The following is a 12,800-nucleotide window of genomic DNA, read 5'->3' as shown; positions in this document are numbered from 1 at the left end:
CCGACGCGTTCAACGCGCCGGCGACGGTACTGACCCGCATGGACATCGACGCCCCCGACCCTTCCGACGACCGACTCCCCGCTGAGACGCGGATCGGTCGCGCCGCGCTCCGGGTCGCCGACCTCGACGAGACGACCGCGTTCTACCGGGACGTGGTCGGCCTCGCGGTGATCGACCGCGACGACGACCGAGCGGCCCTCGGCGTCGACGGGACCACCCTGCTCGTCTTGGAGCGCGACAGCGACCGCCCGGAGCGGGGCCGGACCGACGCCGGCCTCTTTCACACCGCGTTCCGCGTCCCCTCTCGCGCCGCGCTCGGCGAGGCGCTGGCCCGCGTGCGGGACCGGTGGCGGCTCGACGGCGCCTCCGATCACCTCGTCAGCGAGGCGCTGTACCTCGACGACCCGGAGGGTAACGGCGTGGAGATCTACCGCGACCGCTCCCGCGAGGAGTGGCCCGTCGCCGACGACGGGACGGTGCAGATGGCGACCGAACCGCTCGACGTCGAGGGTGTCGTCGCGGCGGCGGATGAGTCGGGCCCCACCGACCACGCGCCGCCCGGCACCGACGTGGGTCACATGCACCTCGAAGTCACCTCGCTGTCGGCGTTCGAGGCCGTCTACGTCGACGGGCTCGGCTTCGAGGTCGGGATGACCGGGCCGAACGTCCGGTTCGTCGCGGCCGGCGGCTACCACCACCACCTCGGCGCGAACACGTGGCAGGGACGGACGACCCCGTCCGCGGGACGCGGCCTCGCGTGGTTCGAGGTGGTCGTCCCGGACGCGGCCGCGCTGGCGGCCGTCCGAGAGCGGCTCGACCGCGTCGAGGCGGCGGGCGAGGTCGATCTCGCCGTCGACGAGCGGGACGACGGGATCGCGGTCACCGACGCTGACGGGATCGAGGTTCGCGTCCGGACGGGATCGGAGTGAACTACCCCACCCTACCGCTCGGGCTGACGCCCTCGCGCTTGAGGGTGGGGCTTCCTGTTTCCACGACGCGCTTTGCATCCACAACCGAGGACACAGGGAGCGCAGTCTCCACAGGCGTTGATTCGGAGCGTCCCGATCCTAACCGCTTCCTGATACCGCGAGAAAGAATGTTCCACGCCGCGTTCGCGTCTCTGTCCGCCTCGAACCCACACGCCGGGCAGGAGTGTTTGCGCATCCACAACGGTTTCTCGGTCGAAACGCCGCAGGACGCACACTCTTTCGTCGTTCCGCGCGGATTCACAGCAACGAAGTGCGTTCCTTCGCGTTCGCACTTGTATTTGAGCATCCGCAGGAACGTCCCCCACGCCGCACCTGCCCGGTTCCGCGAATTGCCCGGTAGTTCGACCAACCCCTTCGCGTCCAAGTCCTCGACGGCCACGAAGTCGTACTCCCGAGCGTAGTAGTTCGAGAGTTTGTGAAGGAAGTCGCGGCGCTTGTTCTTCAACTCGGCGTGGCGTTCTGCCACGACCCGACGCTGTTTCTCCCAATTGTCCGACCCGTGCTGTTTCCGCGAGAGGTCGCGCTGTGCGCGTTCCAAACGTTCGCGTTCGTCGGACAGCTCGAGGGATTCGACGGCGGTTCCGTTGGTGTCGTGGGCGTACTTGAGAATCCCCACGTCGATACCGACGCAGTTCTCGGGATTCTCCGGCTTCTCCGGCGGGTCGTCGGGCGTCTCGATGCCGAGAATGGCGTACCACTTCCCGGTAGGTTCTTGCTTGACCGTGACGGTCTTAATGTCGGCGTCGGCGGGGATGTCGCGGTGGAAGGTGAGCGGGATTTCTCCGAGTTTCGAGAGCCACAGTCGGGTCCGACCGCCCGTGTTCTTGAGCTTGAAGCCGGATTGACTGTAGGTGAAACTGCGGTACTCGCCCGGTGCCTTCCACTTGAGCGTCCCGACGCGGTAGCCGTTCTCTTTGTGCCCTCGTAGTGTCGAGAGGTTGTCGTACAGCCGTTGCACGACCTTCTGTAGTACCTTCGAGTGAACGCCTTTCAGGTCGCTCCACCACTTCTTGAGACTCGGCAGGAGCTTCTGCTCGGAGTATGCCGCGGTGTCGTCGGTGCGGTTGAGTCGGTGGAGAAAGTGGTTGTAGACCTGTCTACAGGTATCGACAGTCCACGCTAACTGTTTTTCGAGAGCGTCGGACGGTCGGAGTCGATACCTGTAGTTGTAGTTCACGAGCGTTCTTCGATGAGTTCGTCAAGTTGTCCGCGAACGAACGACGAGAGGTTGAGGTGGTTCTCCTCGACCCACTCGGCTTGGTCTTCGCGGATGGTGATGTTCTTCCGCCTCACTACATACGCACTATGCGTATCTGTGCGCATAGTTGTTTCGATTGCGTGGGCCTGTGGACCGAGCGTCGAACGTGTTTGAGAACCGTGCGGCGCTGTATCCCCTCCCTACTCACTCGCTTCGCTCGTTCGTTGAGGAAGGGGCCTTAGCGCCTCAATTCAGGTAAAGAGAAGCAGCGGTCAGGCTTTCGCGTCCGAGGCCGTCATCGTCTCGAGCGGCGCGCCGTTACGCGAGCGCCGGTTCGGCGTCGTTTCCGACCCGTACGTTGGTCAGCGCCTCGACGTCCGCCCGGAGCGTCGTCTCGTCGTCGTCGAATCCGTACTGTTCGAGGGACGCGGGCTCCCCGGTCCGCAGCGCCTCGGCGCTCGGTGGGAGCGCGGCTCGGACCGCGCCGGCCGCGCGCTCGTTGACGACGGTCGGTCGGTCGCTGTCGGGATCGATCCCGATGCGGAGCTCGGCGAGCGGTTTCAGTTCGTCGTTCCGTTCCGCGGCGTCCACGACGCCGTGGAACCAGCGGGCGGCGAGGCGTTCGTTCGGCAGAACGACCAAGCCGGTCTCGCGATCGAAGCTCGTGTTGTGGCGTCGAATGCGACGCTCTAAGGTCTTGTTCATCTGCGATCAAGTAGGGCCTCTGTTCCGTTAAACGTTGGCCTTCAGGGTCTCTATCCGTCGATATTGATGATGTACGTTTAGTGCGCCGGTTCCGACCGGTCGGGGCGCGGTGAGGTCGCCTTCCCTTCGTCGTCCGCGCCGGTCGCGTTCGCGCTCCGCGAAGGCGGTCGCCATCTGGCTGCGTCCGGCGTTGCGGACGCAGACGAACGCGAGGGGGGTCCCAATCAGTAGATCAGCTCGTCGTCGTTCTCGACCATGTACAGGGTGCGCGCCGCCACGTTGACCGCGTGGTCGGCGACGCGTTCGAGGTCGCGCACCGCGAGCAGCGCGCGGGAGACCTCGTCGAGCGAGGCCTCCAGCGCCTCGGCATCGGCGTCGGCGTCGGTCTCGGCATCGGAGCCGCTCTCTGCGGCCGCCTCGTTGCGGGCGCGGTCGGCCTCCAACAGCTCGCGGACGACCGCCTCGCTCGCCTGCCGGCACCGCTCGTCGAACTCGTCGTCGCGGGCCGCGATCTCGCGGCAGGCCGCGGCGTCGCCCGCCTCGTAGGCGGCGACCGCGTCGGCCACCATCTCGCCGGCGTCCTCGCCCAGTTCGCGGAACGCCACGGCCGGGTGGACGCCCCCGTCGGGCCCGCCGTACCCCGCGAGGTTGGTCGCCAGATCGGCGACGCGTTCGAGGTCGGTGATCACCTTGAACGAGGCGGTCACTAACCGGAGGTCGCCCGCGACGGGCTGTTGGAGCGCGAGCAGCTCCGTGCAGTCGTCCTCCAGGGCGAGGTACGTCTCGTTCACCTCGTAGTCGCCCTCGATGACCTCGTCGGCGAGTTCGTCGTCGCCGGTCGCGGCCGCCTCGATCGCGGACGCGTACCGCTCGCCCACCAGCTCGCCCATCGCCACCACGTCGGCTCGAAGCTCGTCGAGCTTCTCCTGGTAGTTCTCGCGAGGCATTTACCCGAACTTCCCCGTGATGTAGTCCTCGACGCGCTGTTCTTCGGGGTCCTCGAATATCTTGGTCGTGTCGTCGTACTCGACGAGCCGACCGCCGGTGAGGAACACCGCGGTCCGGTCGGAGATACGCGCCGCCTGCTGCATGTTGTGAGTGACGATGATGACGGTGTACTCCTCCGCCAGATCGTCGATGAGGTCCTCGATCTTCGAGGCCGCGACGGGGTCGAGCGCCGAGGTCGGCTCGTCCATCAGGATGACCTCCGGGTCGGGCGCGATGGCCCGGGCGATACAGAGCCGCTGTTGCTGGCCGCCCGACAGCTCGAGCCCCGAGGAGCCGAGCTGGTCTTTCACCTCGTCCCAGAGGGCGGCCCCTTTCAGCGACTCCTCGACGCGCTCGTCGACATCGCCGTCGAACCCCTGTATCTTCAGGCCGTACGCGACGTTGTCGCGGATGGACTTCGGGAACGGATTGGGCTTCTGGAACACCATCCCGATCTTCCGGCGGAGGGCGACCGGGTCCACGTCGGCGTCGTACACGTTCTTGCCGCCGAACTCGACGTCTCCCTCGACCCGACAGATCTCGATCATGTCGTTCATCCGGTTAATACACCGGAGGAACGTGGACTTGCCGCAGCCGGAGGGACCGATCAGCGCGGTCACCCGATTTTCGGGGATCTCCATCGACACGCCGTCGATCGCCTGTTCGTCGCCGTAGTAGACGTCCAGGTCGCGCGCGGCGACCGCGGTCGCGTCCGTCGTCGCGCTCCGTTCGTTCGCTCCGGTCTCTACGTCCGTCGTGATGAGTGAGTCGCTTGTCTCTGTGTTACTCATGTTAGTTCCCCCGCTCCGCGCGGTTCCGCAGCAGTATCGCCGTGCCGTTCATGCCGACAAGAATGACTAGAAGCGTGATCACGCCGGCCGCGACGACACCGTACCGGAACTCCGCCTGCGGGAAGCCGGCCCACGCGTAGATCTGCATCGGCATCGCGCTGAATTTGCTAAAGAGGCTGTCCGGCGCGCTGAACACCGTCGTCGCCGCACCGATCATGATGAGCGGCGCGGTCTCGCCGATCGCTCGCCCGAGTGCGAGGATCGTCCCGGTCAGGATTCCGGGCAACGCCTCGGGGAGGACGACGTTTTTCGTCGTTTGCCAGCGCGTCGCACCCATCGCGTCCGAGCCCCGCCGGAGGTCCTCCGGCACCGACCGGATCGCCTCCTGTGCGGAGATGATCGTGATCGGTAGGATGAGAAGCGACAGCGTCAGCGACGCGGTCACCGCGGTCCCGAAGCCCAGCCCGAGGAGGTTCGCGAACAGTCCCAGCCCGAGCAGCCCGTAGACCACCGACGGGATCGCTGCGAGGTTCGCGATGTTGACCTGCAGCAGCCGCGTTAGCGATCCGATGAGGCCGCTCTCGGCCGTGTACTCCTCCAGGAAGATAGAGGTACCGACTCCGAGGACGAACGACAGCACGGCGACGAGCGCGATGATGATCACGGACCCGACGATCGCGGGATACAGCCCCGCATCCGCCGCGGTCCGCGAGGGAGACCCCGTGACGAATCCGACGTCGAGCCACGGGTCTGGCGCGGGGACGCCCCACGCCTCGACGACGAGCGCGCCGACGAGGGCGCCGACGACGAGCAGGAACGGCAGCCCGAGACCGATCAGTCCGTCGCCTTCGTCGATCGCCCGATGAACGTAGACCGCCGTCGGTACGCCGACCGCGATGAGGACGATCAGCGCGGTGGGGCCCGGGACGCCGAAGCCGCCGGCGAGGAACCCGCCGGCGGTCGCAACTGCGAGCGGAACGCCGCCGGCCGCGGCCGCCGCGATCCGGCTTCCGCGCCCGTCGACGACGACCGCGCCGACGACTGCGATCGGAACCGCGAGCGTCCAGATGTAGATGAGGAGGTCCGACGGGTACGTGGCGATAACGCCGCGAAGGAACACCGCGGCGACGATCCCGACGAGTCCGACGGGAGCCGCTGCGGTCATCGCTCGGCCGGCCGAGCGCCAGCGGCCGTACGCGTACAGCACCGCGGCCGGAAAGACACCCAGCGTGTACGCGAGGAACCACACCAGCTCGTCGAACACTAAGAACAGGGTCCCGACGGCGAGGCCGATCGCAGCCCCGCCGACGAGTCGGCCCACCAGTCCGAAGCCGACCGCGCCGACGCGCCCGCGGCTCCCGACGTACGCGAGGTACGCCGTGACCGGGGCGGCGACGACGAAGAGGTACGTGAGCTGCCAGGAGAGCCGCGGAATCTCCACGACGAACGCCTCGACCGCGGTGAAAAGCGCCGCGACGGCGACGAGGCCGCCGCCGAGGACGCCGAGCGCCCGTCGGGTCACCGCTCGATCGCCCGCGCTGTACAGGCAGAAGGCGAGGAACGGGACGACGAGCGTGAGGAAGTACGTCAACAGCCACTCCGGGCTGGCGTCCGCCAGATCGAAGGCGTCGATCGCGACGTACACTAAGAGGACGCCGAGCGCGACGAGGCCGGCGACGCTCGCGCCGAGCGAGAGGTACTCGAAGACGATCCCCCGGACCCGACTCACTTCGCCGAATCCGCCGTCGGTCGCGTTGTCCGTCGCCATCAGTACTCCTCCCGGTAGCGTTCCGCGATGATGTCACTTATCACGTTCATTACGAGCGTCACCACGAACAGCGAGAGACCGAGCGCGAACATCGAATCGTACGGGATCGTCCCGCCGGTGAGGTCGCTCTGGGCGATCTGTACCATCGCGACGGTGATCGTCATCCCCGACTCCAGGAGGATGTCCGCGGGGTTGATGTACGGGATCCCGAAAATCGCCTCTTGGACTGCGGGCATCCGCGCCTGTGCGCCCATCGCGACGACGACGATCATCGTCTCGCCGATGGCGCGCGAGACGGCGAGGATGTACGAGGAGGCGATCCCGGAGATCGACGCGGGGACGACGATCCCGGTCGACACCTCGAACTTGGTCGCGCCGAGCCCGTAGCCGGCCTGCCGCAGCTCGTCGGGCACCGCGCTCATCGCGTCCTCGGAGATCGACGACACCATCGGGATGGTCATGATCCCGACCATGATCGACGCCGACAGCGCGTTGAAGGTGCTCATCTCCGGGAACACCGTCGCCTTCAGCGCCGGCGTGATGTACACCAGCGCGAAGTACCCGTACACGACCGTCGGGATACCGGCGAGGACCTCCAACAGCGGCTTGAGTATCGAGCGCGCGTTCGGGCTCGCGTACTCGCTGAGGTAGATCGCCGTCAGCGTCCCGATGGGAAGAGCGATGCACGCCGCCGTGATGGTCACGGTGAGCGTCCCGATCAGAAGCGGGATGATTCCGAACGCCTGCCCGCCGCCCGCCGGATTCGGGCTCCAGTTGGTGCCGGTCAGGAACTCGGCGATCGCTATCTCTTGGAAAAAGACCACTGCGTCCGACAGCAGCGTCACGAAGATCGCGACTGTCGTGAGCAGGGTGACCGCCGCGCACGCGGCGAAGAACCCGCCGTAAGTTCCCTCTTTCAGTCGTCTGAGCCCGCTCCGCCGCTGGAGATCGGGACTCTCGGTACTATCTGTCACAACCGGTCGGGTATCGCACGCTGTCGTAAATCAATACACCGGTTCATCGCGCTCAGTCACCCCTGCGCCTGCTCGATCGCGTCCTCGAGGATCTCCATCTGCTCCTCTTGGGTCTCCTCGGTCACCGGGACGTACCCCACGTCGCCGGCGACGAGGTCCTCGTTCGTCGTCTGCCTGACGAAGTACCGGGCGAACTCCGCGATGTGCTCCTCGCCGAGCGACTCGATCGAGGGGTAGGTGTACAGCGACCGCGAGAGCGGGCTGTACTCGCCGCTCGACGCCGTATCGAGGCTCGGCTTGACCGGGCCGTTGCCGTCGTCGATTCCGAGCGCCTTGAGCTGGTCGGGGTTCTGGTAGTAGTACGCGAAGCCGAAGTAGCCGATCGCGTACTCGCTTCCCATGACGCCCTGGGCGATGCTGTTGTCCTGCTCGGTCGCCTGGTAGTCGCTGGTGTGGCCGCGCTCGCCCATGACGTTCTCGATGAAGTAATCGTACGTGCCCGAGGTGTCGGCCGCGCCGAACCGGTTGATCTCCTCGTTCGGGAACTCGTCGCGGACCTCGTCCCACGTCTCGACGGCGTCGGACTCCCAGATCGTCGCAAGCTCCTCGACGGTGAGCGAGTCGATCCAGTCCGCCTCGGGGTTGACGACGACCGTGAGGGCGTCGGTCGCCGCGATCAGCTCGATGTACTCGACGCCGTTGTCCGCACAGAGCTGCTCTTCTTCCTCCTGAATCTGCCGGCTCGCGTTGTTGAAGTCGGTCTCGCCGACACAGAAGTAGTTCGAGAAGCCGCCGCCCGACCCGGTCGAGCTGATATCGGGGTCCACGTCGGGGTGTTGTTCGCTGAAGTCCTCCGCGATCGCGCTCATCAGCGGGAAGACGGTCGAGGAGCCGGCGATGTTGATCGGGCCGGACAACGAGCCGTCGCCGCCCTCTCCGCCGTCTCCCGTGCTCTGCGTACAGCCCGCGAGCGCCAGCGCGCCCGCCCCGGCGATCGTCGCGAGCGATTTCCGACGAGTGATCCCCTCGGTATCCGCGTCGTGGCTTGATGCCATCACCTGACCGTGGGCGTTTTCCAGTTAAGTAGTATGCTATGAGCGGTACGACCGACCCAGTATCGCTCCCCGGTGCTATATACTCTATATAGATCGGCGAGCGGCACTCCCCGCGCGCCGCCGATCGACGGTCCGGGCGTATTTTTAAGCCCCTCCGTGCGAAGACCCGGACGATGACTCCACCGACGACCGGGGACCCAATCCCGCTCTCGCTCTCCCGCGAGGAGGCGTGGGTCGCCCATGCCGCGCTCCTCGACGCGGGCGCGGCCGCGGTCGACGCCGGCGACGACGCTCCCGCGCAGTGCCGACCGATCCGCCGCGTCGAGCGCGAGCGTCCGTTCGCGCCCGGCGACGCCGTCGTCCTCCGCGACGCGCTGATCGACTACCTCGGCGACGCGCCCGTGCGCGACCGAGCGCCGGGGCGGGCGCTGCTGCGCCGGGTCGACGACGCGGTCGAGTCGTCGTCGCCCCCCCGAGACGCGCATCGCGGCGCCTGACGCCGCTCGGTTTCCGCCGGTTCGTTCCGCCCGCGACTACGACCGCGCCTCCACCGCCTCGATCAACAGCTCCGCGACGTCGACGATCTCCACGTCCTCCTCGAAGTCGCCCGTCTTCCGGCCGTCCTCGAACATCGTCGTACACATCGGGCAGGCGACGACGAACTTCTCGATCGCCGCGCCCGCGTCGGTGTCTTCGACCGCCTCGCGGAGGCGCTCCTCGCTCGGCTTCACCGCCTCGTCGTGTTCGGTCCAGAGGCCGCCGCCGCCGCCGCCACAGCAGAACGACTCGTCCCGCGAGCGCGGCATCTCGTGGAGGTCCGCGCCGGTCGCGCGGATCAGCTCGCGGGGCGCCTCGTACTCGTCGTTGTACCGCCCGAGGTGACAGGGGTCGTGGTAGGTGACGGTGTAGTCGAGCTCGTCGCCGGACAGGCCGAGCCGCCCCTCGTCGACCAGTTCCTCCACCACCTGCGTCCAGTGGAACACGTCGACTGCGCCGTCGGCGTTCCACGGCTCCTCGCGGTCGAACGGCATCATCGGGTCGTCCGCGAACTCCGCGAAGTCGACCTCGGGGTACTCGTTTTCGATGGTGTTGTACGAGTGCGGGTCCGTACAGACGATCGAGTCGAACTCGCAGTCGGCGAACGTCTCGACGTGGTGGCCCGCGAGTTCGAGGTAGAGGAACTCCTCGCCGATCCGCCTGATGTCGTTGCCGTCGGTCTTCTCGTCGTCGAACAGGATTCCGAACGACACGTCGGCCTCGTCGAACAGGCGAGCGAGCGCGCGAGCGACCTTCTTGTTCCGGTCGTCGAAGCTCGGATAGTCGCCGACGTACCAGAGATACTCCACCTCGCGCTCGCGGGCATCCGGGACCTCCACGTCGTCGAGCTCGTCCGCCCAGTCGCCGCGGGCCGACTGCGACTCGCCGAAGGTGTTCCCCTTCTGCATCACGTCCTGGAACACGTCTTGGAGGTTCGAGTCGACCGCCCCCTCGTCGACGAGCTGGCGGTTCAGTTTCGTGAACGACGTGAGGTGTTCGATGTCGACGGGGCAGGCGTCCATGCAGGCCATACACGACATGCACGACTCCATCGACTCGCTGGCGATGACGCCGCCCTCGTCGGCGACGATGGGGACGGTGCCGCCGTCTGTTGCGATTCTGTCGCCGCGTCCGGCCACCGGGTCGTCGCTCACGGACTCGCGGTACGCCTTCAGGTCTAAGATCACGTCCCGCGGGTCGAGGTTCCGGCCGACGGTGTCGGCGGGGCAGGCGTCGGTACACCGCCCGCACTTCGTACAGGCGTCGCCGTCCATCAGCTCTTTCCACGTGAAGTCCTCGATGGATTCGGCGTTCGTGTGATCGAGGTCGGCGGGGACGTTGGGGAGCCGCGCGCCCGCCTTTTCGTCGCGGGCGACGACGTTCGCGAACGAGGAGATCATGTGGAACGGCTTCGCGTACGGGATCCACGCGATGAACGCGAAGGCGAGCAGCGAGTGGCTCCACCAGACGACGCCGTAGACCGCCTCCGCGCCGCCGGCCGTCAGCCCCAGCCACCGGAAGCCGGCCGCCATCGCCATCCCGACGAAGCTCACCGTCTCGTCGGCGCGGGCGGGCTGACCGACGATGCCGAGCGCCTGCACGACGAAGCCGCCGACGCCGAGGAGGAAGAGGGTCCAGACGAACGCGTCGTCCTCCAGCGAGGTGTGTTTCCCCCACAGCCGCCCGTCGCGGTCGCGGTACCGGCGGTACGCGGCCATGCCGACGCCGACGACGAACAGCAGGCCGAACGCGTCGACGACGAACTGGTAGGCTAAGTAGAACTCTCCCACCCAGAACGACTCGCCCGCGATCGGGCGGTACACGTCGATGTCGAACCCGAGGATCGTCGTCGCGACCAGCAGGGTGAGGAAGCCCCACAGCACGAACGTGTGCATCACGCCGGCGTACAGGTCCCGGTCGAACTGGTTCTCGTTCGAGAGCACCGTCTTCGTCGCCGCGACCGTCCGGGCGGGGAGGTTCGACAGGCGGTCGCGCGGGTCCTCACTCCCGCGCGCGTACGCCGCGAACCGGGCGTATACCCCGTACAGGAACACGAGGATCGCGACCGCGGCGAGCCAGTAGAACGCGGCCTTCCCGACCGGACCGATCGTCCAGAACGTCTCCCGGGTGGCCGCCTGCAAGGGAGTCATGATCGATCAGGCGGATACTGCGGGGTTAAAACTTGCCACAACGCGGGGCGCGTCGTCTGGCGTTTCCGTGAGGGCGACACGGCGGTCGCCGCTCGGACGCCCGGACTGCGGTCGCCGCTCGGGGCTACACCACGCTCGCCACGGCCGCCGCCGCCAGCCCCCCACCGACCGCGAGCGCCGGGTAGTCGGCGGGCCCGAGCGCGAGCCGCGGGAGCGTCGGATTCCACGCGAAACACCGAGCGTTCAGCGCGGTTCCCAGCCGGTCGGCCCGCCCGAACGCCCGGTTGATCCCCGCGACGGCGACGAGCCGCACGCGCTCGCGGACCGGGAGCGCACCGCCGCCGCGCGCCCGAACCGCCTCGCGGGCCGTCAGCAGGTCCCGCTTCAGGAGCGGGAGGAACCGGAACACGAGCGCGACTCCGGTTCCGAGGAACTGCCCGGGCTTGCCGGGGACCGCGCGCTGGATCGCCGCCCGCGAGTCGCGGACCGGCGTCGACCGCACGTAGCCGGCGGCGACGACGAGGATCAGCAGGACGCGGTAGCTCGCGAGCCCCGTGGTCGCGGCGCGCTCGACCCGGAACCACGGCGCCCCGAGCGTCGCGCCGGCGACGAGGGGAGCGAGGAGGAGCACCGGGAACGCGGCTCGGTAGGTCCACAGGTCGCGGGGGCCGCCGCCGGCGAGGGACAGGCAGGCGACGGCGAGGAGGGTGAGCGCGGCGAGCCCGCGGGGGGCCGTGTGCGCGTACGCCGCGGCCGCGAACCCGACCTGCACGAGGAGCTTCGACCGCGGATCGAGCCGGTGGGCGAGGGAGTCGCCGGGGACGTACGAGAGGGTCACGGGTCGTCGGCACCGCCGGTTCTGGCCGGCGGCGAGCCGTCCGTCTCGAACGACGCGGGCACTCGAACGTCGAGCCCCGGCAGCTCCGCGGCCGCCTCCCGAGGCGCGTCGTCGACGGCGACTCGTCCCGCCGACAGCCCCACCACCCGGTCCGCGAGCCCGAGCAGTTCGCGGAGGTCGTGGGTGACGACGATCACGCTCGTTCCGGCTGTGCGAAGTTCGCGCAGCCGATCGAGCACCGACCGCCGAGCCGGCTCGTCGAGGCCGGTGAACGGCTCGTCCAAGACGAGGTGGGCGGGCTCCATCGCGAGCGCGCCCGCGATCGCGACGCGCTCGCGCTCGCCCCCGGAGAGGCTCGCGATCCGGTCGGCCTCGCGGCCGTCCATGTTCACAGCGTCGAGCGCCGCCGCGACCCGCCGGTCGATCTCGGCGTGCGAGAGTCCGAGGTTCTCCGGGCCGAACGCCACGTCCGCGCCGACGGTGGCGGCGACCAGCTGGTCGCGGGGGTCCTGAAACACCATCCCGACCGCCGAGCGCGCGGCGACGAGGTCGTCGCTCACGGGGGTGCCGTTGACCGAGACCGTTCCGTCGTCGGGCTCGACGAGCCCGTTGAAGGTCCTGACGAGCGTGGTCTTGCCGGAGCCGTTCGCGCCGGCGACGACCAGGAGCTCGCCGTCGGGGACCGAGAGGGTCACGTCGTCGACGGCGACGACGCTGTCACCGTCGTCCGCGTCGCTCCCGCCGTCTCCGGTCCGGCCGTACCGACACGTGACGCCGTTCGCCTCGATCACGGTTTCACCTCCGAGTC

The 12,800-nt window shown here is 68.1% G+C and carries 12 protein-coding genes; 2 read left to right on the top strand and 10 right to left on the bottom strand.

Features of this window, described 5'->3' with window-relative positions:
- The first annotated feature begins 38 nt into the window (after nt 1-38).
- Entirely contained in the window at nt 39-929 is an 891-nt protein-coding gene (locus tag FGL94_RS09775) for a VOC family protein (RefSeq protein WP_144925011.1), read from the top strand.
- 1 nt (nt 930) lies between these two features.
- Here the strand turns inward: FGL94_RS09775 and FGL94_RS09770 are convergent, their stop codons facing one another.
- The 7 genes from FGL94_RS09770 to FGL94_RS09740 form a co-directional block, all read right to left on the bottom strand.
- Nucleotides 931-2,166: an RNA-guided endonuclease InsQ/TnpB family protein gene (locus FGL94_RS09770; RefSeq protein WP_144924157.1), complete on the bottom strand. Its 1,236-nt coding sequence runs from the start codon at nt 2,164-2,166 to the stop codon at nt 931-933.
- A 339-nt stretch (nt 2,167-2,505) separates the two neighbouring features.
- The gene (locus FGL94_RS09765; RefSeq protein WP_144924154.1) at nt 2,506-2,892 is read right to left on the bottom strand and encodes a hypothetical protein; all 387 of its coding nucleotides are present in this window, start codon (nt 2,890-2,892) and stop codon (nt 2,506-2,508) included.
- A gap of 224 nt (nt 2,893-3,116) precedes the next feature.
- Nucleotides 3,117-3,839 carry a phosphate signaling complex protein PhoU gene (gene phoU, locus FGL94_RS09760; protein ID WP_144924151.1) on the bottom strand — a complete coding sequence of 241 codons (723 nt, stop codon included), beginning with the start codon at nt 3,837-3,839 and terminating at the stop codon, nt 3,117-3,119.
- Nucleotides 3,840-4,670, bottom strand: coding sequence for a phosphate ABC transporter ATP-binding protein PstB (gene pstB / locus FGL94_RS09755; protein WP_144924148.1), 831 nt, complete (start codon nt 4,668-4,670; stop codon nt 3,840-3,842).
- A 1-nt stretch (nt 4,671) separates the two neighbouring features.
- Nucleotides 4,672-6,438 carry a phosphate ABC transporter permease PstA gene (gene pstA, locus FGL94_RS09750; protein WP_144924145.1) on the bottom strand — a complete coding sequence of 589 codons (1,767 nt, stop codon included), beginning with the start codon at nt 6,436-6,438 and terminating at the stop codon, nt 4,672-4,674.
- On the bottom strand, nt 6,438-7,412 hold the full coding sequence (gene pstC, locus FGL94_RS09745; protein ID WP_144924142.1) for a phosphate ABC transporter permease subunit PstC: 975 nt from the start codon (nt 7,410-7,412) through the stop codon (nt 6,438-6,440). Before pstC ends, pstA begins: the two co-directional genes overlap by 1 nt.
- Before the next feature lie 56 nt (nt 7,413-7,468).
- Complete coding sequence (locus tag FGL94_RS09740) at nt 7,469-8,467, bottom strand: PstS family phosphate ABC transporter substrate-binding protein (protein ID WP_144924139.1); 999 nt, start codon at nt 8,465-8,467, stop codon at nt 7,469-7,471.
- Between the two features lie 173 nt (nt 8,468-8,640).
- On the opposite strand from FGL94_RS09740, the gene FGL94_RS09735 reads away from it, so the two are divergent.
- Nucleotides 8,641-8,964 (top strand): DUF7853 family protein, encoded by a 324-nt coding sequence (locus tag FGL94_RS09735; protein WP_144924136.1) that lies wholly within the window; start codon nt 8,641-8,643, stop codon nt 8,962-8,964.
- A 36-nt stretch (nt 8,965-9,000) separates the two neighbouring features.
- Here FGL94_RS09735 and FGL94_RS09730 read toward each other — a convergent pair whose 3' ends face one another.
- From FGL94_RS09730 to FGL94_RS09720, 3 genes are all read right to left on the bottom strand, one after another.
- A complete protein-coding gene (locus FGL94_RS09730; RefSeq protein ID WP_144924134.1) occupies nt 9,001-11,154 on the bottom strand; it encodes a (Fe-S)-binding protein in 2,154 nt (717 codons plus the stop codon).
- A gap of 124 nt (nt 11,155-11,278) precedes the next feature.
- A complete protein-coding gene (locus tag FGL94_RS09725; protein WP_144924131.1) occupies nt 11,279-11,992 on the bottom strand; it encodes an energy-coupling factor transporter transmembrane component T family protein in 714 nt (237 codons plus the stop codon).
- Nucleotides 11,989-12,783: an energy-coupling factor ABC transporter ATP-binding protein gene (locus FGL94_RS09720; protein ID WP_144924128.1), complete on the bottom strand. Its 795-nt coding sequence runs from the start codon at nt 12,781-12,783 to the stop codon at nt 11,989-11,991. Before FGL94_RS09720 ends, FGL94_RS09725 begins: the two co-directional genes overlap by 4 nt.
- Between the last annotated feature and the right edge of the window lie 17 nt (nt 12,784-12,800).

Source organism: Halorubrum salsamenti (assembly GCF_007671685.1).
Lineage (GTDB): Archaea > Halobacteriota > Halobacteria > Halobacteriales > Haloferacaceae > Halorubrum > Halorubrum salsamenti.
The sequence above is the reverse complement of the archived record's forward strand: the minus strand, read 5'-3'. Positions and strand labels throughout refer to the sequence as shown.